We start from the raw sequence: 20,520 nt of genomic DNA on the forward strand, positions 1-20,520 counted from the left end.
CTAAAACGAGATAACGGTTATTGCCGTACTCCCCGGAGACGCTGCTGAACCCTCAACAAAAATCCGGCTTCAAAGGCATCCTGACAGTCACCGACAGGGAAGGACTTGCGGGTTTGCGCCAGCTCCCACCACAGCGGAATTTCGCCAGGCGCATCAAGCCAAGCCTGGGCGCATTGCACGCCACGCTCAATCATTGAGGAAAATTCGCTACCCCACGGCGTCAAAAGACTTGGACAACCATCCGCCGGCGGAATTGAAATGTAGTTTTCGTCCATATACACCCTAAATTTCTGATTTATTTTCAGACGCAAAGGCCAGCTTCGAAAACATATAGGCTCTAGGTACCAGCCATAAGCATTCAAATCGCATAGAGCAATGCTAATGCAGACTATATCCCGTGGATTGAGAGTCCCTCAAGGCGCAATTTGCGCGCATGACTCAAGACTACGAACAGCTTCGTCTGCGGCTGGCGGAAAATATCCGCTTGATGCGACGCGTGAAAAACCTTAGCCAGGAGCAGCTCGCGCTCATGGCCGAGGTGGATCGCACCTACGTCAGTCAAATCGAACGATGCACGGGCAATCCGTCGCTGTTGGTTCTGTGCAAGCTCGCCAATATTTTGGAAATTACGGCAGATCAGTTACTTGTGGAACCCGACATCCTGCGCAGCTTCCTTCACGTCAAATAATAGTCTCACGTCTCGCAAACCCGATACACCCGCTTCCATAATTTCCGCTGACAATCTCCAGCCCCTCACCGAATCTGCCCAGGCCATACATATTGAGCCTGGATTATGACTGCCGTCTGCTCGTCAATATCTCCCGCAAAGCTAAGACCCTTGGCACTGAGCATCCTGCTGGCATGCGGTCCAAGCATGGCGCTGGACACCGGAAGCATCACGTCCTCCGTGCTTTCGCCAGACTGCCTCGAATACAGGGTCGTCGGCATTTGCTTCTGGCTGCTCTGCACACCGTTCGGCTGCACAGTCAAAACCTCGACCAAGGTTCGTCATTTCATTCCTGAACTGGTGGTCTCAAGCTACACCGCCACGGGCAATAACCCCTGGATCGAGATGGCCACCCTTTCCTCTCCCGTCAGCGGTGCGGAAGGTGGCGGCAACCTTATCACCCCGAACCCCCACCGCAACAACCTGCCCCGGTTCAAAAACGTCGATGGTATAGGCCACCCTGGCGGATGGGCAGCCACGCAACTGGCTTCACAATCCGGCTACGCCTGCGCCAGCGGCGCAACTGCATTCATGCCCTACTATTTGAGTACCTTGGACTCACTGGCCTGGCGCCATGGCATCCCGGAAAATTTCTACCCCGAGTCACTTGTGCCAGGGGTCCGCGAAGTCGGTAGTCAAGTTTTAGGAAACATGTGGGGCAACGTTTATCCCCGGCAGGGTTTTCTGGTACAGCCCGACGATTTCAAGGCAGCCGCAGTCATGGCACAACGGGCCGGTGATGTAGTTACCCGAAACTGGCAGCCGCATGTGTACTTACCACTCACACCAGCCAGACACGACGGCTACTGGCCACCTGGCCCGATCGTCGAAAACGACGCTTCGACCCACAAATGGCAATTGCTCTCCCCCCAAATTCAGCCCACGTGCGCCATCTTCCCCAGCAATCCAGTCCAGAGCGCGGATGGCGGATACGCCTGGTCGCTTTGGCGTCCCTATAGCTGCTGCAAACGTGAGGGGCAGACCTTTCTGTTCAGTATCGACTTCGAAGGAGGTGCTTCATGAGCCGGCTTCTCGCACGACCATGGTTGGGCGCGATGAGTCTGTTGTTCTGTGGACTGCTTGCCATGGCCACGCATGCCCACTCCGCCGAAGACGATTACCGCCTGGGCACTCAAGGCGAAGTGCTCGATGACCGCGTGATGTACACCATTGGTGGCGGCTCGGCAGTCGGTTCACCGAGTTCGCTCTATCGACCCAGTGGTCTCGGTGTCGGTGGTTCTTGGCGAGCGAACATGATGTGCGGAAACATGAGCCTCACCAACACCCTGCAAAACCAGCTGAACGGCGTCACCGAAGGTTTTCAGCAGATCATGGGTAGCGTCGTGCAGAACGCGACCCAAGCGGTGATGTCGCTGCCGGCGTTGATCATCCAGCGCGCCAATCCAGGACTCTATGAGTTGCTCAGCAACGGAGTGATGCAAGGTCGTATCGACTTCGACCGTTCCAAGCTGACCTGTCAGGCCATGGCCGAAAAGATGGCGGACAAAGTAGGTCAAGCCGGCTGGGGTGCACTGGCCAAGAACCAAGAAATGCAAGGCAACCTGGAGCAAACCGGCGGCGATGCAGTGGCCGCGGTGAAAAATACCGAGGCCCATAACGGCAACAATGGAGTGACCTGGGTCGGCGGTTCGAAGGCTGGTGGTGATGGGCAGACGCCCATTCGGGTGACCTCCGACGTGGTGCGTGCGGGCTACAACTTGCTGCATAACCGGACGGTGGACGACAGTGCCTCGATCAGTAGCAGCGATTGCCTGGGTGGCGCTATTTGCCAGACATGGACCTCGCCCCAAGAGGAATCCGAATGGGCCGTTCGAGTGTTGGGTGAGAGCGAAGTCGCGACCTGCGATAGCTGCGAAACCCTGCGTGCGACCGCAGGCAGTGGACTGACGCCGCTGATCCAGGAGGCCTATAACGAGCGCCTTAAGGCCTTGCAAGGGCTGTTGTCTGGCTCTCTGCCCCCTATCCCTGACAACCTGGCGAAAGCCTCCAGCCCGATGCTGCCGGTGAGCCGTGGTGTGATCGAAGCCCTGCGCGACGATCCCGATCAGGATCTGCTGGCACGACGCCTGGCTAGTGAGACGGCCCTGTCCAGCGTCCTGGACAAGGCACTGCTGCTACTGCGCACACTACTGGCAGGCAGTCACGAACCCAACATCGCCTCCGCCGAGCCGGCCCAGACCGCCTTGACGAAAAACATCGACGCTTTGGAGCGTGAAATACGCCTGCTGCAGACCGAACTGCAGGTTCGACAAATGCTGGCTACCAACACCGCCAGCCTCGTGCTCGATCGACATGCGGGTGGTGCCGAGGCTTCGCGCACCGTCGAGCAAGGTGACCCTGAGCCGGGTCGACTCAATGATGCTGACGCCAGGCGCAAGTGAGCCATGAAACGCTCACCGCTATTCACTTTGCTTTCAAGTCTGGGGATTGTTGCGGTGATGATCTTGACCGCCTCACTGGCCGCCTGGATCGGTCGTACCGCGCTGGGTAGTTTCGACGCCTGGCAGCAGGCATTCGAATCCGCACAGCCTTATCTGCGGTGGTGGCGTGCGCTGCTTTACGGCGCTCTCTTTGCACTCTGGTGGGACCTGCTTCGGCGCTACCAACATCGACCACAGGATCGACGGCGCATAAAACGCATCGGGACATTAGGACTCCTGCTCTTTATCTGCGTCGAGCTCACCCGACTGTGAGGTCATTACCATGCTCATGAGCACCAACAGTTACTTGGAGTTTTACCTCTCTCTCCTGGCCTGGATCATCAACAACGGCCTCTGGAGTGTCCTGTCCGACACAGGACTGTTCGCCGCGCCCTTTGGTGCAATCATCTTGCAGGAATGGTTATCTGCCCGTCAGCAAGGCGCGGACGAAGGCAACAAGGGGCTGCTCTCGGTGCCACGGATCGAGAACCGGTTGTGGCTGGCCTACATCGTCGTCTTGTTCGGTTGCGCGCCTGTCTTTCCGTTGAGTCTCGCCTCTATGGCGTTCGATGATGCGGCGAGTCAGCGCTGCGGCGTAAGTGTGGCCAAACCAGCAGAAACCGCCTGGGGGACGACCTTCAATACCATCGGCGGGCGCTCCGCCAATGTGCCGATCTGGTGGTTTCTGGTGCATGCTTTGAGCAAAGGCGTGACTGCGGCAGCCACCGCCTCCATCCCTTGCGCACCGGATATCCGACAAATGCGCATGGAGATCGACAGCTCGCGCATCGATAATCAGGTCCTACTGCAGGAAGTCGCCGACTTCACCCGCGACTGCTACGGCTATTCCCGTTCTCGGCTGTTCACCAACCGTCCGCAGTTGGACAAAGCACAAAGTCACGACGCAGCGTGGATCGGGTCAAGCTTTTTTCTCGACACACCCGGCTACTACGATACGGATCGCTCACGTACACCGAGAGTCAGCTGGCCGTATGACGACAACCGCGATGTTTCCTTACCGCGGCTGGAGAATGGCGCGGGCTACCCCACCTGTAAACAGTGGTGGAGCGACAGCGGTGTCGGTCTACGCGAACGCTTGATCGAGCAGGTTAATCCCTCGTTGCTGACTCAGTTGAAAGGTTGGTTGACTGGGCGTTCGAGCAACGAGATCGAAGATGCCACCCTTCGCGAGCTGGTTAGTCCGCGCCAGCAATCGATGTCCATGTCGCCCGGACAGGTGTATCAGGACTACGGCTCCAGCGCTCGTGGCGGTTCGATCAATCAGGGGCTCAATAACCTGGCCACCAATACCGGGTTGGCCCTCGGTTCCTTCAGCAACTTCCCGGCAATGAATGCACTACGCGCAGCCTTGCCGATGGTGCAGGCATTCCTGATCATGGGCGTCATCATCAGCTTGCCGCTGATCCTGCTGGTCAGTACCTACCAGCTGAAGACCGTCATGACGGTGACGTTTGCCATGTTCACCTTACACATGCTGAGCTTCTGGTGGGAACTGGCGCGCTGGGTCGACTCCAGCATGCTCGATACGTTGTACAACCAAGTGTCAGCGTCAAATCAGGTGCTGTTGTCGCTGCCCACATCAGGCCTCATGGATGGAACCGTCACGGCGCAGGTGATCGAGTATGTAATGGGGGCGATGTTCATCGTGCTACCGATGCTTTTTCTCGGGGCAATGAGTTGGGCCGGATATAGCGTAGGTTCAGGCGTAGAAGGAATGCTCAGCAGGGGAACCCACGCAGCACAGACAGCGAGCTCTAACGGGACCTCTCAGTTGATGAGCGGTGCAAGAATTGTTTCGGGTAAATCGAGCTCAAAGTAACCAAGAGCCTACTTCAGAGAACCCCATTTATCGTAACGCTCAGGCCAAGAAGTTCTATGCATTGGATCATCGAGATCGTCACTATCTGGAGTGTCTGACCCCTGAAATGGGACAGCTGCAAATACGACAATTGTGCACATCAGCACAAACAACCAGAAGCTGACAAAAAGAAATGCTCCGAACAGAGCGAACTTAGCAGTCAGAAAACTCCCGCGAACAAGAAATTTACCTGCGGGCACACCTGCGGTCTCGGCACGCTCAACCACGCGGGATTCAAAAGTTTTCAACCTACGGTAGCTACGCTTCACCGACAGACCACAGGCATACGCCCAGCGGTGGGCACGTGAATTCTGAACAGGTTGCTGAGTCGGCATGGTCTCGTCCTCTTCTGAGCGTTTTCATGGTTGAGCCTGGAGGAATAGGCTACTACTGAAAACGGCCCATACCTGACCGTTTATCAGTTTCCCCGGCCGAAAAATCCTCATTGGAAGCCAGAAGACAAGCTCTGCGAAACATCGTCTCTACAGCGATTGACCCAGATAAATCGTCCGGCTAAATACAAGGTGCGGATCGCTGTTATCGACAGCACTTTCCCAGGTAGCCAGAACCTTCAAGGCTACGTCACTTCGATGGTGGTTCCCCCCAAGTGCGATTAGCGTTCGGTGGCTCGCACGATGACCGTTTCTACGGTAATGAACGCCTACTGCTCTTATGAGCGCCTTTCGAGCTCTGCCCGTGAGGTAAGCCCTCTTGATTTTCTTCAACCCACTGCGGGGAAATCTTTCTCCGCACGGGAAAGGTTTCTTCGCGTTCTCAACGGAGACATACCATGCCCGACTCACTTACACCGGAAACACTGAACACCCTCCGGTTGCCCATCGTGTTCACCCCTGGCGCGTGGCAGCACGCAGTAATGCTCGAGCAATCCGATCACGCTGAGAAGCTGCAGGTCGATCGGTTGAGCCACGTATTGCGCGCAGCCTTCGAAGCCCACCTGGCCTATCCACAAAAGCCCTATGTGCTGTTCGAGGTAGTCCACATTGAACCAACCGATCAATTCGACCACGACCCGTTGCTGCAGTTGAGTCTCAGCCTACTCCAAGAACCGGGTCAGCCTGGCGCCTTACTGATAGCGCTTGCAGGAGAACACCAGCGCTAAGCGCAATGGGCGGCGCCCACCTCCACATTCGGATGGTATGCAGGCCTGCATCAATCCAGCCCATCACCCACCGGGGAACCCTCCCCCGGCGGGCAAGGCGTTCCTCCATTTTTCTCTCGAGGAAATTGCCATGCGCGATATCTACCAAGACGTGACAGACAAGATCGTTACCGCGTTAGACCAAGGCGTTGCTCCCTGGATCAAACCCTGGTCCTCAAGTGGCTCCGCTTACATCGGCCATCAACCCTACCCCATCAATGCCATCACGCGACGTCCGTATTCGGGCATCAATTTACCGCTGCTCTGGGCCGAGGCCAGATTGCAGGGGTTCACTCAAGATCGTTGGCTGACCTTCAACCAAGCTAAAAAGGCCGGTGGGCACATCCGTAAGGGTGAACACAGCACTCTGGCTGTGCTCTACAAGCCTAGGGAGCGCGAGGAACAGACTGAGTCAGGCCAACCCGTACTCGATGAAAACGGTCAGCCTAAGGTCGCTCACTTCGGCATTCTCAGGACACATTTTCTGTTCAACATCGAGCAAACGGAAGGGCTCGAAATGCTCAATGGCACCCTGCTCGAGACGGAACAGAGTGATCCCTTCCAGCCCAACAGCGCCGCGGAAAATCTGCTTTTAAGTTCAGGTGCACGCATCGTTCATCGGCCTGCCGACGAAGCCTTTTACCATCCGATCAGGGATCTCATCCAACTGCCGACAAAGGCACAATTTCACGATGAAAGCGGGTACTACGCCACGGCACTTCATGAGCTGACGCACTGGACCGGGCATCACTCTCGGTTGCAGCGCGAAGGCGTGACGTCAGCCTGTCCGTTCGGCTCGCCAGGCTACGCGTTTGAGGAGTTGATCGCCGAGATGGGCGCAGCTTTTTTATGTGCCTACGCCGGTATACAGGGAGAGCTACGGCACGAGGGCTACATCGACTCCTGGCTCGGCCTGCTCAAGGCTGACAAACGCGCGATCTTTCGCGCCAGTGGTCAGGCCCGAAGCGCCTCGGAGTATGTACTCAACCTGGAGCAGCAACTGAAGCAGATGGTAATGGATGACTCACGATGCATGAACGATGGAGTTTGAGCGTTAACTCACCGTTGCAATCGCATCACAGGGCCCAACGCGAGTTGGGCCCTGTGATGCGCCCAGAAAAATCCCATGCCGCGGTGCTCTAATGCAAAGAGTCAGGGATGGGCACACACTCGCAGCCTGTCATTCCGCATCCAGGTTCTGCGCCAGAAAATCCACCAGCTCGAGCGGACTTCGGCTATCGATTACCTTGTAGATCAGATCACGTTTACTGCGCGGCAACTTCTTGACCACGCTCTTCGCCGAGGCCCGGACGGCTTCGTCGGTCCCATGGATACGTGCCGCGAGCAGCAGCACAAGCGTGGCGTCAGTGAGGTTCATGGCAAGACCTAAAAAATATGCACCGCAGTGTATCGATTCTTTTCTTTTCCGTACTAGCCCCAAAAAATGATGCCTAGGAGAATCCATATTCCGATTGCCGCACAAAGGGACACGAGCCAAAAAGGACGGGTAAGGGTTGGAAGGGAATGGGCACTCAAGGGTAAGAGCGCTATCCGAAAAGGCTAAAAGGCCACTGACCCAGCCACTTCCCGGAGGTCACGATGCTCAGTCTGTTTCGCCACAAAAGTCAGAAGCCCCCTCCGCCACCGACACAGAGCGCCACCGAAGGTTACCTGCCCATCGAGTCGGCCCACAGCTTGTTAGCCGCGGAGCACCGCCGCCAGTTGCTCGATCGCATCTGGCAGTACACCGCCCTCTCCCACGCGCAGTTCATCCAGCTTTATTTAAATCCGATTCATCGCTACGCCGAGCAGGTCCAGCAACTCCCGGCCAGCGAGACGCACCACCATGCGTATCTCGGTGGCATGCTTGACCATGGCCTGGAGCTGGTAGCTTGCAGTTTGAAACTGCGTCAGTCGTATCTACTTCCCACCGGCGCCGCGCCCGAAGACCAAGCCGCCCAGACCGATGCCTGGTCGGCTGGCATCGCCTATGGCGCCCTGCTGCATGACATCGGCAAGATCGCCGTGGACCTGCTGGTCGAACGCCAGGATGGCCGTGTTTGGCATCCTTGGCAGGGCTCCCTGGATCAGCCCTACCGTTTTCGTTACATCAAGGGTCGTGACTACCACCTGCACGGCGCCGCCGCAGGCTTGCTCTACACCCAAATTCTCGACCGCCCAATCCTCGATTGGCTCAGTGGATTTCCGCCACTGTGGGCCAGTCTGCTGTATGTCCTGGCGGGCCAGTACGAACGTGCCGGCGTGCTCGGTGAGTTGGTGATGCAGGCCGACCGTGTTTCCACCGCACAGAACATCGGTGGTAACCCGAGCAAGGCGCTGCAAGCACCGATTCATTCGCTGCAACATCACTTGATCAGCGGACTACGTCATCTGGTTCAGCACGAGCTGAAACTTAATCAGCCGGGGGCCGCGGGTTGGTTGACTCAGGACGCGCTGTGGCTGGTCAGCAAGACGGTCACCGACAAGCTGCGAGCTTATCTGCTGTCGCAAGCGATAGAAGGCATTCCCTCCTCCAACCTCGCGGTGTTCGACGAACTCCAGTCACATGGGTTGGTTGAGTCCACCCCAGAAGGCAAAGCCATCTGGACCGCGCTTGTCGCACAGGGAAGCTGGGAGCAGACCTTTACATTTCTTCGCCTTCAACCGGCGTTGATTTGGGGGAGCGAAGACCGCCCCGAAACTTTTAGCGGAACGGTGAGCGTGGCAGTCGATGACCACCCGACTGACGCTCCGGCATCACCAGCAGCGCCGGAGACCGTCAGTGCAGGATCGCGTCAAAGCCCATCGCAGCCCGATCCAATGACGATGGAAAATGCCGACTATCTCGGCACGTTGTTGGATATGTTCGAGCTGGAAGAGTCTGAGGTCAGCAATGTATCGTCAGCAGGCACCCTCGAAATCTCAAATCCTTCATCGGACAACCCTGGTCAGACATTCCTGAATTGGGTCAAGGAAGGGATCCTCAGCCATAAGCTGATCATCAATGACAGCAAGGCCAAAATCCACACGGTGAGTGGTACTGTATTTCTGGTAACTCCTGGTCTCTTCCAACGTTATGTCCAGGAGTTTCCTGGCATAGCCAAGAGGGTCGATCAAGAGATTGAAGAATGGCGTTGGGTACAGAAGCAGTTCGAGAATCTGAAGGTCCACAGGAAGCGAGACAACGGCCTGAACATCTGGGCATGCCAAGTGCAGGGCCCTAGGAAGAGAACCACTCTGAAGGGGTATGTGATTGAGGAACCAAAGCTATTTTTTGAACTGACTCCCCCAGATAACCCCTTTCTAAAAATCGACGATATTGCCTCCACGGGTCACTAACAACAATCCTCCTTCTGCCCAACAAATATATACAACTTTAAACATATATTTATGCATTAGTGAAACGCCACCAACCAGCAACAACACTTTCGCTCAGCACATAAAATCTAAACAACTGGGCAAGGGAGCAACGTATGTAGAATAACTATAGGAAGAGACGGATTCTGCGTTATTCTAAAATGACTGGTATCAAAATGTACCTGCCCTCCCATCATAGAAGGGGAAACAGCTACATCCCCGTTGGGAGCTGGAATGCAATTCAGCCTTTTTGGATAATCGGCGCTAGCAATATATCGGGCCAAATCACCTGCCTCCTTTATCAAATCCAATGGACTAAAAGCGCACATAATTCCATATTCATGACCGACAGCATATTTTCCGTCAATAAAACGATTCAAACCGTCAAAGCAATATTTCCATTTACTACTTGCTGAACCATCTAGTTTTTTGAATTCAAGAACTAAGTGCGGAGTACCTGGAGCGCCTAAAATTACGCGAATATCTGCCCTGGCGATTCGAGAGACATCACCATTGGCGGCGCGGCGCAACTCCCAAGTTTCAGCCTGGAAGTCACAATCCATTCCCCAATCGAAACGACGGTCTTCGTCGCTTAGGGCCTCGCATAGATTATCAGTTAACGTCGGCTCATCTTTCTCAAATGAAATTGCTGATGGCGAGGTTTGCAATAGAGAAGACCAAGTATCACTCATATAAACGAGGACATCAGGTATCTTCGGCCCAGGAAATAGGCGAAACCAAGCTGCTGAGATTGAGGAACTCATAACTAATTGCGCCCCCAAGCTGCGGCCTGAACTGTCTGAACAATCAAGTCAGCATCAGCAAGAGCGGTTCTAGCAAGCCAAAACCGACGCCTTAACGGCTTTACAAAGTAAAATGCTTCTCCTGCAGCAACCAAAATATTGGGGACATTGAATAATTTGCCCTCGGACTCTACCGAATGGTTAGCTTCTAGCCCTGCATAGAGATCACCGATCAGTCGTTGATAAGCAGAATCGGCAACATTAAGCCCACCGGTGCTGGACTCCCCAACAGAAACTCTAACTGCCCCAAAAAAGCCCTTAGCTCCATCTATAACAGCTTCCACTGTCAGCTCTCCCGCGCCTCTGCTACGACTGCGCCAAAGCGCAAGCTCTGTTTTAAAAACAGTTAAATAACGATCAATCTCATCGTTCGACGGTCTATCAAGCAAAGGGGTCGTAAGACCTTGATAGTTTGAAGGTTGAATTGAAGAAGCAATAACGTCGACAGTGTCGGTTATTAGTACACGCTCAGCCTCAGCAAGCATGAAATAATCAAAAACCAAATTATCAAGCTGAACTTTTACTGCATCATATGCTGATTCACGATGCAACTCAGACTCCGCCGAAATCTTATCCAGCAGCTGACAGGACTTAAATATTATTTCCTTTGCAAGCTCTGGTTTTTTGTGCGCCTCCGGCGAGCAAAATGGAAAACGCTCAACATCATCAATCGCAACACGAGGACGCTCACCGATCACCGAGTAACCTGTCATTATCAACATATACGTCGCTATCGGAGATCTAAGATAAATCATAAGAAACTTAAGAAGATTAGCATCAACTGATGCCCCGCCTATTGCCCCAATAGATGAGGTAAAAGCAAAGGGGACTTCTGAATAGATCGCCCTAATAACATAAGATTCAGACAAGCCATCTGGAAATATTACTCTAGGCCCCGAGTAAAGCTTCGCATTTTTTCCACCAGGACTTGCAACTATAGGATAAAAATCTGCAAGCCGAGCAAGTTGCGCATCAGCAGAAACTATTGGATAGACTCTAGGCAATCTATCTGCCGGCATCAACGAGAGATCAGCTAGCACACCTAGTTCGCGATCTCGATTACTGTGATTGGCAGCATGAAATCCTTTTCCAGAAAGCCAAGGACTTTCACGTGACTCCATAGTTTCTTTGACACTCCCAAAACGCTGAAGCCGTCGAAGTAATTTTTGATCGCGCTTTTCCCCCCAATAACTTGAAATAAGCAAGTAGTTATCTTGATATATTTCTTTGGCTGAAATTATCTTTTTATCGGCCTCGTGTAATGCCAGCCGCCCCAACGCCAGTGTTACATCGGTCTTAGGGGCCCAATACTCGACGTACTCACTTCCAAGTGAGATGATTTCGTCTTCAAAGCTTCTCGGCCGAGCCCGGACGACAGCGCATGGATGTTTAGCTGCCGGAAAAAGTAGCCGCCTCACATCAGCAAAGTTTATTATCCTTTCGATTCTTACATCTTCTAGCCAACGCCGTCTAAAATCACCTGATTGATCACTAGCACCAATTACAAGATTTAAAGGCATGATCAAAACAATAACACTATTTACTTTAACGCAACTCGTGGCTTTAAAAGCGTATCCAGCTGCAATTTGACGACGCCCAACTGGGTAAGGAGGTACATGTTTACGACACCACTCCTCCCAGACTGGCTTTTCACTATTATCAGACTCACGCCAAGGCGGATTAGATAAAAGAATATCAAACTTACGCTTACCTGAAAATGGATTATCTTCCGAGAAAAAATCTCCGTACAGCTCTCCTTTTTGAATATTTAGACCAGAGCCAACTAGACGAGGAAGTTTTAAGCTATTATCTGTCTGAAGGCGCATTACCTCTTCAGAATCTAAGCCTTCAAGTAGAGAAAGGTATAAACTGAACGCAGTTATCCAGCAAGCCGTTTCATCTATGTCGTTTCCGAAAAGATTTGATTCCATCAGAGCTACGCGTTCTGAAAATGTAAGTCGTCTCCCTCCACTTACTTCCGCATGCCTGAGCATCTTCCTAAATGCACTTGTTAGAAGAATACCAGAACCACATGCTCCGTCATATACGGTGCAACCAGCCGGATTATCAAAGCTCTCAAATGCTTGCTCAGTAACTAGGCTAGCCAAGTGCCGAGGAGTATAATAAGCTCCTAGCGCTCCCTGTCGATCTTTCAACAGCGTCTCATATATACCTGAAATAAGCTCAACTGGAATATGACTAAAATCATACTGCCAGAACGCCCCCTGCCCAGTTTCAAAATCTACAGCCTCTAAGAAGCGCTTTATACATCTGAAACATTGCTCATTGAGCACAACCCAATCTGGGGCGCCACCATCTCTAGAGCTGAGAAAGTCACCATTGAAATCAAATTTTAGTTGGCGTAACAGACTGTCAACACCCTCACCATCTGACTTAGCCACATAATCTTCTAACCTTTCAAGATTATGAGTTGCACGATATCCCTCACCAACAATACCTCTTTGTTCGAGGTAACATAAGAAAATGACTTGAGCCATTAATGCTTCTGCTTGACTACTACCAAGTCCTTCTTTTGCCAACTGCTTGACAACTTGTCTTAAATTAGCAAGCAAACGTTGATCTACCCTTTCCTCCGGCAAAAACCAATGCGAGAGGCGATCCTTAATAAATCCAGACTGCACTTCGTAGGCCGACCAATACCCTTGGGCAACAACAGCCTCACGTGATAGAACCTCGGGCTCAGCTTCTCTATCGTTTACCGAATACGCCACCAACCCATCAGGATCAAGAACAAGAACCACCGATGCTAAGTTCTGATTCCAGACCCGCTGACATATTTGCTCGACTCTTTTCTGACGCGGCAGCTGTAATGTTTGGGAGTCTATAAAGCAAACTGTAGGTACTTCCCCTACACAGAAGACTGCAGACGCGGAAATTCCTCCGCCAATCTCCAGCATTTCCTCAATTTCAGATGCGTAGGGCCTAGTTCCAATACTGTCGCCGGCCCGGTACAGCTCGTGCGGGAACTTTATATAGGCTAGATCGCTAAGCCATTGCTCAAGCAGCATGATTGTTGTCCATAGACCAAAATAGCAATATCCCACTCATGTCGTATCTACTTAACTGCAATGGCTGGAAAAAGATGAAATTGGTGCGACTCATCTGAAGGCTCAAACTCAGATGAAAGGATTTCTAAATGTGGATTCATATTAATTACTAATGCATCACCGTTAAAACTTGAATATTCTCGATACTGATACAGTGTAAATTCACCGCCAGGCTTAATCACAAGCACCGAGTCATATAAAGCGGGGAAGGAATGATTTTTGAGCTTTTGCGCCAGTCCCAGAAACAAATTTTTCTGAGATGTCAGCTCAACATGGAACTTTTCTCTCAACACAACTGCCAGTCGAAGCAAAAGCACTGTCTGCCATGAATACAATGCGCGAGAACCTGGTCCAGACGGCTTCTCATCGGGCACGATAAGGTGTCGACGAGATGTCCACTCCCTCAGCTGGTCTGATGTCAGCCCTGTGAGCGCTTGAACTGCAGCCGCCTTGATGAGTCGCATCAGTTGCCCCTTCGCTCCGCCATACATCCAAGCGGGCATCATACCCACTTAAATTACTGTTATCTATGCTTACCTCGTAGACAAGGCAAGAAACAGTCTGCTGACCTAGATACGCTAAGCACTATTCAACAGCCACTCCAGCCCCCCACCTGCAATCCTGCGCTGTGTACTCGGCAACCCGATGGGCTATCCCAGACGCAACCTCCAATTGAAGGCCAGTCATCATCCGGAGTGCACCCGCATACCAAAAACCAGGTTTCAACTCCCAGGGGCGGGATAAAGGATCGATGTTGGTGTCTCCCAGCACGCGCGCAACTTCCCTCCACACACACCTCGTTGACGCTGCCTACCTGAGTCCACGTACAATATGCATCACAAAAAATGACCAAAAAAATTTGTGGGAGTAAATGCGGGAGTAATTTTTCAGACATGAAAAAGCCCAACCTTCGCAGATTGGGCTAAGTCATTGAAAAATATGGTCGGGACGGAGTGATTCGAACACTCTACCCCTAGCACCCCATACCATCACCGGCAGACTCCTGCTGCGCGTTCAGAAAATCCATTGAACGTCGACCGCTCTGCGCCATGTATGCTTCTGGCCTAGGTGGAGCAAAGCCGACCTCTAGGGCATCTAATAAATCCGCCCAATATTGCATCATCCTACGTCTCGGCTCGACGTATTCTGCATGATTGTATGCAGCCCGAATTTGGTTGGTATCAGCGTGTGAAAGCTGCGCCTCAATCCACTCTTCTACAAAGCCAACCTCGTTAAGCGCCGTGGAGATGGTAGCCCTGATGCCATGACCGGTGAGCCTTCCTTTGTAACCCATACGGCTAATCGCGGTGTTAAGGGTATTTTCACTGATCATTTCCTGCGGTTCGTATCGGTGAACCAGCAGATACCGCGCACCGCGCGCCCTTAACTGCATCAGCCGCTGCACAATTGCAATTGCTTGGGTAGACAGCGGAACCACATAAGGTGGGATCTCATTCCCCTGGGTTCGAACACGACTCCGGAGTTGCTTGACACCCTCCGGCGGCACCAGCCAGATCCCCTTGTCGAGGTCGAATTGGTCTGGCGTCGCCGCCCGTAGCTCTCCTGTACGTACCCCTGTCAACAGCAATAGACGAATACCAAGCCGTGTCGCTTCTGCACACCCATAGTGGGTTACGGTCCTGAGCAGTCCTGGAAGTTCATTTACCTGGAGGAAGGGATTATGGCGAACTGGCCGCGGCGTCTCGGCAACGATATCAAGATCTGCTGCTGGGTTCACATCAACGAGCCCTTCCGCCATGGCAAAACGGAAGATCTGGTTGAGCCAGGTGCGCACCTTCCGAGCAGAGACCAGCGCCCCTCTGCGCTCAATTCGCCTAATGAGCTCCAGCACGTCACCACGAGAAATATCTGAGATCGGAAGATCGCCCAAACACGGCAGCATGTCCTTCTTCAGGTATTTGCTCGCTTGCCCTGCACTGCCCTTCTTACTTTTCGTCAGCTTTTTACTTCGGAACTCATGCCAGCGACCAGCAACCGCTTCAAACGTGTTGTTGGCGGCGTGAGAGGCTTTTTGGCGCTCGGCGCGACGATGTGAGCGGGGATCGATATTGTTGGCCACCAGCGCACGTGCAGCCTCTCTCCGCTGGCGAGCCTCCTTGAGACTGACGTCGGGATAGATGCCAAGGGAAATACGCAATTGCTTGTCATGCCAATAGAAACGGAAATGCCAGCGCTTCGAACCCGTCGTGGGCACTTGCAGAGATAAGCCATCCCCATCAGTTAACGTATAAGGCTTGCTGGCGGGCTTGGCTTGCTTGATCGCTGTATCTGTCAGAGCCATCAGACACCTCCTTTTGCATCAAGGAGGGGAATACAACCCAGCGGTAGACGGACCAATACGAAAATTGATGCGTAAGGAATCGTAAAAGGCTGTGCCAGCGGTGTACTTAAATGTGTACTTAAAAACCGTGGCTGGAGATGGATTCCAGTGGAATTCAGAAAACGAAAAAAGCGGCTCAAGGCCGCTATTTCCGTAGCTTCCAGGCGTTCAGTGGGCCTTAGTGGAAGCAAATATGGCGCAGCGGACGGGACTCGAACCCGCGACCCCCGGCGTGACAGGCCGGTATTCTAACCGACTGAACTACCGCTGCGCGTAACACTTGAAGCGAATGGTGGGTGATGACGGGATCGAACCGCCGACCCTCTGCTTGTAAGGCAGATGCTCTCCCAGCTGAGCTAATCACCCTTCGTTTCGGTGTGGCGCGCATTCTACGGAGCGACCCTAAGTCTGGCAAGCACTTTCTTAAATCTTTTTTTTCAGCCCTTCCAATGGCTTAGGCAGGGTTGGCCTGCGGCGTGATCAAGAGAATAATGCCCCCCTTTGTATAGAGGAGAGACTCACCCCATGTGGTTCAAGAACCTGCTTATCTATCGCCTGACCCAAGATCTGCCTGTTGATGCCGAGGCGTTGGAAGCGGCCATGGCCACCAAGCTGGCGCGCCCTTGTGCAAGCCAGGAGTTGACCACTTACGGTTTCGTCGCACCTTTCGGTAAAGGTGAAGATGCTCCCCTGGTTCACGTCAGTGGAGATTTCCTGCTGATCGCCGCCCGCAAGGAAGAACGCATCCTGCCGGGCAGCGTGGTGCGTGATGCACTTAAAGAGAAAGTCGAAGAGATCGAAGCCGAGCAGATGCGCAAGGTCTACAAGAAGGAGCGCGACCAGATAAAGGATGAAATCATCCAGGCCTTCCTGCCGCGTGCCTTTATTCGTCGCTCGTCGACCTTTGCTGCGATCGCGCCGAAACAGGGCCTGATCCTTGTCAATTCGGCCAGCCCAAAGCGCGCCGAAGACCTGCTGTCGACCTTGCGCGAGGTGATCGGCACCCTGCCCGTCCGTCCGCTGACGGTGAAGACTGCACCAACTGCCATCATGACCGACTGGGTCACCACCCAGAAACCGGCCGATGACTTCTTCGTCCTCGACGAATGCGAACTGCGCGACACCCACGAAGACGGCGGCATCGTGCGCTGCAAGCGCCAAGACCTGACCAGCGAAGAGATCCAACTGCACCTGACCACCGGCAAGGTCGTGACCCAACTGTCCCTGGCGTGGCAGGACAAGTTGTCTTTCATGCTCGACGACAAGATGACCGTCAAGCGTCTGAAGTTCGAAGACCTGCTGCAAGACCAGGCGGAACAGGACGGCGGCGATGAAGCCCTGGGCCAACTGGATGCCAGCTTTACCTTGATGATGCTGACTTTCGGCGATTTCCTGCCAGCGTTGGTTGAGGCACTGGGCGGCGAAGAGACACCACAGGGCATCTAAGCAACACCGATCCAATGTGGGCACGGTCAGTGTGGGAGCTGGCTTGCCTGCGATAGCGGAGTGTCAGCCAGAGTAGTGCCGACTCATACACCGCTATCGCAGGCAAGCCAGCTCCCACATTTGATTGCATCGACAACTCAGAAATCGAATAAAAAAGGACATCCCCATGCGCGCACTCGCCGCCTTGAGCCGCTTCGTCGGCAACACCTTTGCCTACTGGGTGTTGATCTTTGCCGTTGTCGCCTTTCTCCAACCCAGCTGGTTCATCGGCCTGAAAAGCGCCATCGTCCCACTGCTGGGCCTGGTGATGTTCGGCATGGGGTTGACCTTGAAACTGGAAGACTTCGCCGAAGTCGCTCGCCACCCCTGGCGCGTGGCGTTGGGCGTGGTCGCGCATTTCGTGATCATGCCGGGCGTGGCATGGTTGCTGTGCCAGGCGTTCCATTTGCCGGCGGAAATTGCCGTTGGCGTGATCCTGGTCGGTTGTTGCCCAAGTGGCACGTCGTCCAACGTCATGACCTGGCTGGCCCGGGGTGACCTGGCGTTATCGGTGGCGATTGCCGCGGTCACCACCCTCCTCGCTCCGCTGCTCACACCGGCATTGATCTGGCTGCTGGCCTCGGCCTGGCTGCCGGTGTCGTTCATGGAGCTGTTCTGGTCTATCCTGCAAGTGGTGCTGCTACCCATCGTACTGGGCGTGGTTGCGCAGCGCTTGCTCGGTGATCGGGTAAGGCATGCGGTGGACGTGCTGCCACTGGTGTCGGTGGTCAGCATTGTGATCATCGTCGCGGCCGTGGTTGCCGCAAGCCAAGGCAAGATTGCCGAGTCGGGCCTGCTGATCATGGCCGTGGTGATGCTGCACAACAGCTTCGGTTACCTGCTGGGCTACTTCACCGGGCGCCTGTTCAAGTTGCCCTTGGCGCAACGCAAGTCGTTGGCGCTGGAAGTCGGTATGCAGAACTCCGGGCTGGGTGCCGCGCTGGCCAGTGCACACTTTTCGCCGCTGGCGGCAGTACCCAGCGCGTTGTTCAGCGTCTGGCACAATATTTCCGGCGCATTGCTTTCTACCTACTTCCGTCGCATGAGCGAGAAGGAAGACCGCCGCGCATCAGACGCCGCGTAATTTCAGCTCTCCAGAGAACTTCGCGGGGATGACCTCGCGACGCACCAAGCGATTGCCCTACCTATAACGAACGTGGCGCAAGCAAGTGCAGGGCCTTGCTTGCACCTATGCTTCAACACCGCTGAGCGATGTATTAATGCCTTAGTCGAAGTATCTTTGACGTAGAGGCAAATTCAACTCCGCCAGCAGAGCGTTTTCGTTATACGGCCACGGGTTGTAGGTGGAGGCCGAAAAGTTACGACCGAGGAACTGAAAAGGCTGATGACTGGTAGGAAGTCCAACGGCCTGGCGTTCCAGGTTTCTCTCCCAGGCAAAATTCGGATCAGGATGGCCTACAAACGTATAGCCCGGTAGAAAGGTACCCTGACCGCCGTTGACCGCATGACTAAGCTCATGGTAGAGAATCACGGCAGGGGGGCGCCCGTGTCCGGGAGTGATGAAACTTCGCTCATGAATCAGCACGGGATTAGTCGCAGGCGCCCCTCGGACACCGTTTGATATAAAGCCGTACGCGGGGTCATTTTCGAGACGATTGGCGTCTTGAGGCGAGGGAGGGCTATCTGGATCGCGGTGATGGTATGAGCTTCCATCCAATCCCTCTCGAAGGGTTATCGGCGCGGCAAGGGAATCGATTTCTGCCAGCATCCCCTGCCCTGTGGGTGAGCTGCGCAGAAACTCCAGGTTGTCTTCCATGTTTTGGATGAAGTCTTCGCTCCCCTTGATCTTGATGCTGCTACCGTTACTCGAAGCGCCTAAATGACGAACGCTTGCAGGTGAACGCACACCATTAAAATTATCCACCCCGCGTTGCCCATATACGATATCGGATGGGTTATAAGTCGTGACGGTGTCCTGCCCTCGTCCCGTGTATATAACATTGCGGTCACCACCATTAATGATGTCGTCACCGCCCCCGCCATGCAATATATTGCGCCCTCTGCCGCCATAAATTAAATCGTTACCCTGTCCTCCGTCCAAGTAGCTGATTTTTGCATCCGGACCACCGCCCGCACGCAGCTCATCACTCCCCTTGCCACCATATATCACCGTATTGCCAGTACCGCCGGTGATGAAGTCATTGCCATCATTTCCCTCTGCATAGCTATCACCGCTGCCCAGGTTGATGATGTCAGAACCGTCTCCACCAAATACATTCGTCCGGCCTGCCCCGCCATAAAAGATATCGTTACCCGCGCCGAGATTGACAAAGGTTTGCTCACGCCCTCCATAGTCGAGACTGACGCCATCGCGCCCACCCCCGGTATCAATGTAAAGACGCTGTTGATCAGCAGAGTTATTTTGGAAAGGCAGGTGGTACGACTGTCCATTAACGTGTGCAACAAGCCCTCCATCTCTGCCTCTTTCAACATGGACTCTGTCGTCGCCATCACCGGTAGATAACAGAACATGCTCACTTTGCTTTGAAGGGTCATCAGCGTCATTGGCGGAGCCGCGCTCAATGGTGACATTGTCATCTTTATAACGGTTAGTACTGATGCGAGCAGGCTCTTGCCCGGCAAAATTTATTTGTCCTTGCTGACCACGGGCAGCAGCCTTGACTTCCTCTCGACTAGGACCAGACCGGTAGTACGGTTCGCCCTGCGGCGCAGCAGCTTGCCTCGCCTGCCGCTGAGACTCATTATCGCCGCTGGTGTTTTCACCATAGGTAATCGGTCCCGCCCGGGAAGAATTGAACTCTACCGGGGGAGCATCATTTGCGTTGTTAAACATCAGCTGCACATTCGCCGTGTTTGGAGCAGCGCGTGCTTCCTGCCTGGCAGGATCAGCCGCCTGGCGATGACTTTCGTTGTTATTTTCATTTTCGTAAGATCGTGAACCGGGTGATGCTGCAACAGAAGAAGTTTCCATTGTGTACCTCCAATTAACACTCGGGCTTACGAACCTTATGTGGTGTTACGGGTGGAGGCCGTTCCTTGCCATTGGGCGAAAACTTCCTGACTCCTGCGCTAAAACATAGAACTCAACCTGCACACCGGCGATTTCTCCCAACCCCCTCGATTTAAAAATGGGCAGCCATTGACGTCGCATGAGCGAGCACAAAACAGCCGTGCGCTGGAAGCCGCGCCGTAAACTTGATCACCTGATTTAATTTCGGCACTCTAGCGAGCTACGCGAGGACGACCTCGCGACGCTATCAAGCGCTTACCCGGGGACG

18 protein-coding genes and 2 tRNA genes are annotated in these 20,520 nt (G+C 53.8%); 10 read left to right on the plus strand and 10 right to left on the minus strand.

Annotated features, from left to right (window positions below):
- Window positions 1-17: 17 nt before the first annotated feature.
- Window positions 18-275, minus strand: a complete 258-nt coding sequence (locus tag JMV15_RS18080; protein ID WP_042558350.1) for a LasR-specific antiactivator QslA — start codon at window positions 273-275, stop codon at window positions 18-20.
- A gap of 158 nt (window positions 276-433) precedes the next feature.
- Here JMV15_RS18080 and JMV15_RS18085 point away from each other — a divergent pair, with 158 nt between their 5' ends.
- From JMV15_RS18085 to JMV15_RS18105, 5 genes are all read left to right on the plus strand, one after another.
- Window positions 434-688, plus strand: coding sequence for a helix-turn-helix domain-containing protein (locus tag JMV15_RS18085; protein ID WP_042558349.1), 255 nt, complete (start codon window positions 434-436; stop codon window positions 686-688).
- A gap of 105 nt (window positions 689-793) precedes the next feature.
- On the plus strand, window positions 794-1,750 hold the full coding sequence (locus JMV15_RS18090; protein WP_042558348.1) for a TIGR03756 family integrating conjugative element protein: 957 nt from the start codon (window positions 794-796) through the stop codon (window positions 1,748-1,750).
- Window positions 1,747-3,129, plus strand: coding sequence for an integrating conjugative element protein (locus tag JMV15_RS18095; RefSeq protein ID WP_042558347.1), 1,383 nt, complete (start codon window positions 1,747-1,749; stop codon window positions 3,127-3,129). Before JMV15_RS18090 ends, JMV15_RS18095 begins: the two co-directional genes overlap by 4 nt.
- A 3-nt stretch (window positions 3,130-3,132) precedes the next feature.
- Entirely contained in the window at window positions 3,133-3,441 is a 309-nt protein-coding gene (locus JMV15_RS18100; RefSeq protein ID WP_042558346.1) for a hypothetical protein, read from the plus strand.
- Window positions 3,442-3,451: 10 nt separating this feature from the next.
- Window positions 3,452-5,008, plus strand: coding sequence for a conjugal transfer protein TraG N-terminal domain-containing protein (locus tag JMV15_RS18105; RefSeq protein WP_042558345.1), 1,557 nt, complete (start codon window positions 3,452-3,454; stop codon window positions 5,006-5,008).
- Window positions 5,009-5,016: 8 nt separating this feature from the next.
- Here the strand turns inward: JMV15_RS18105 and JMV15_RS18110 are convergent, their stop codons facing one another.
- Entirely contained in the window at window positions 5,017-5,382 is a 366-nt protein-coding gene (locus JMV15_RS18110; protein ID WP_080896003.1) for a DUF3742 family protein, read from the minus strand.
- A gap of 455 nt (window positions 5,383-5,837) precedes the next feature.
- Between JMV15_RS18110 and JMV15_RS18115 the strand changes: the two genes are divergently transcribed.
- Together JMV15_RS18115 and JMV15_RS18120 are read left to right on the plus strand one after the other, a co-directional pair.
- Entirely contained in the window at window positions 5,838-6,167 is a 330-nt protein-coding gene (locus JMV15_RS18115; protein WP_042558344.1) for a hypothetical protein, read from the plus strand.
- Between the two features lie 130 nt (window positions 6,168-6,297).
- Window positions 6,298-7,257, plus strand: a complete 960-nt coding sequence (locus tag JMV15_RS18120; protein ID WP_042558343.1) for an ArdC family protein — start codon at window positions 6,298-6,300, stop codon at window positions 7,255-7,257.
- A gap of 129 nt (window positions 7,258-7,386) precedes the next feature.
- On the opposite strand, the gene JMV15_RS18125 is transcribed toward JMV15_RS18120, so the two are convergent.
- Window positions 7,387-7,584, minus strand: a complete 198-nt coding sequence (locus JMV15_RS18125; protein ID WP_007901093.1) for a DUF7740 domain-containing protein — start codon at window positions 7,582-7,584, stop codon at window positions 7,387-7,389.
- 221 nt (window positions 7,585-7,805) lie between these two features.
- On the opposite strand from JMV15_RS18125, the gene mobH reads away from it, so the two are divergent.
- Window positions 7,806-9,545 (plus strand): MobH family relaxase, encoded by a 1,740-nt coding sequence (mobH, locus tag JMV15_RS18130; protein WP_042558342.1) that lies wholly within the window; start codon window positions 7,806-7,808, stop codon window positions 9,543-9,545.
- Window positions 9,546-9,652: 107 nt separating this feature from the next.
- Here the strand turns inward: mobH and JMV15_RS18135 are convergent, their stop codons facing one another.
- The 6 genes from JMV15_RS18135 to JMV15_RS18160 all read right to left on the minus strand — a co-directional run bounded on the left by JMV15_RS18135 (window position 9,653) and on the right by JMV15_RS18160 (window position 16,141).
- Window positions 9,653-10,327 carry a hypothetical protein gene (locus tag JMV15_RS18135; RefSeq protein ID WP_131672193.1) on the minus strand — a complete coding sequence of 225 codons (675 nt, stop codon included), beginning with the start codon at window positions 10,325-10,327 and terminating at the stop codon, window positions 9,653-9,655.
- Window positions 10,328-10,329: 2 nt separating this feature from the next.
- Entirely contained in the window at window positions 10,330-13,395 is a 3,066-nt protein-coding gene (locus tag JMV15_RS18140) for an HsdM family class I SAM-dependent methyltransferase (protein ID WP_042558341.1), read from the minus strand.
- Window positions 13,396-13,442: 47 nt separating this feature from the next.
- Complete coding sequence (locus tag JMV15_RS18145; protein WP_042561996.1) at window positions 13,443-13,898, minus strand: hypothetical protein; 456 nt, start codon at window positions 13,896-13,898, stop codon at window positions 13,443-13,445.
- A 509-nt stretch (window positions 13,899-14,407) separates the two neighbouring features.
- Complete coding sequence (locus tag JMV15_RS18150) at window positions 14,408-15,736, minus strand: tyrosine-type recombinase/integrase (protein WP_042558340.1); 1,329 nt, start codon at window positions 15,734-15,736, stop codon at window positions 14,408-14,410.
- A gap of 233 nt (window positions 15,737-15,969) precedes the next feature.
- A tRNA-Asp gene (locus JMV15_RS18155) sits at window positions 15,970-16,046 on the minus strand.
- Between the two features lie 19 nt (window positions 16,047-16,065).
- Window positions 16,066-16,141: transfer RNA gene (locus tag JMV15_RS18160), tRNA-Val, on the minus strand.
- Window positions 16,142-16,300: 159 nt separating this feature from the next.
- On the opposite strand from JMV15_RS18160, the gene rdgC reads away from it, so the two are divergent.
- The gene (rdgC, locus tag JMV15_RS18165; protein WP_020301078.1) at window positions 16,301-17,221 is read left to right on the plus strand and encodes a recombination-associated protein RdgC; all 921 of its coding nucleotides are present in this window, start codon (window positions 16,301-16,303) and stop codon (window positions 17,219-17,221) included.
- Window positions 17,222-17,387: 166 nt separating this feature from the next.
- The gene (locus JMV15_RS18170) at window positions 17,388-18,344 is read left to right on the plus strand and encodes a bile acid:sodium symporter family protein (RefSeq protein WP_020301079.1); all 957 of its coding nucleotides are present in this window, start codon (window positions 17,388-17,390) and stop codon (window positions 18,342-18,344) included.
- Between the two features lie 141 nt (window positions 18,345-18,485).
- Here the strand turns inward: JMV15_RS18170 and JMV15_RS18175 are convergent, their stop codons facing one another.
- Window positions 18,486-20,213 (minus strand): M91 family zinc metallopeptidase, encoded by a 1,728-nt coding sequence (locus JMV15_RS18175; RefSeq protein WP_014717788.1) that lies wholly within the window; start codon window positions 20,211-20,213, stop codon window positions 18,486-18,488.
- Window positions 20,214-20,520 lie beyond the last annotated feature (307 nt).

Origin of the sequence: Pseudomonas paracarnis, assembly GCF_904063055.1 — a bacterium.
Classification (GTDB): domain Bacteria; phylum Pseudomonadota; class Gammaproteobacteria; order Pseudomonadales; family Pseudomonadaceae; genus Aquipseudomonas; species Aquipseudomonas paracarnis.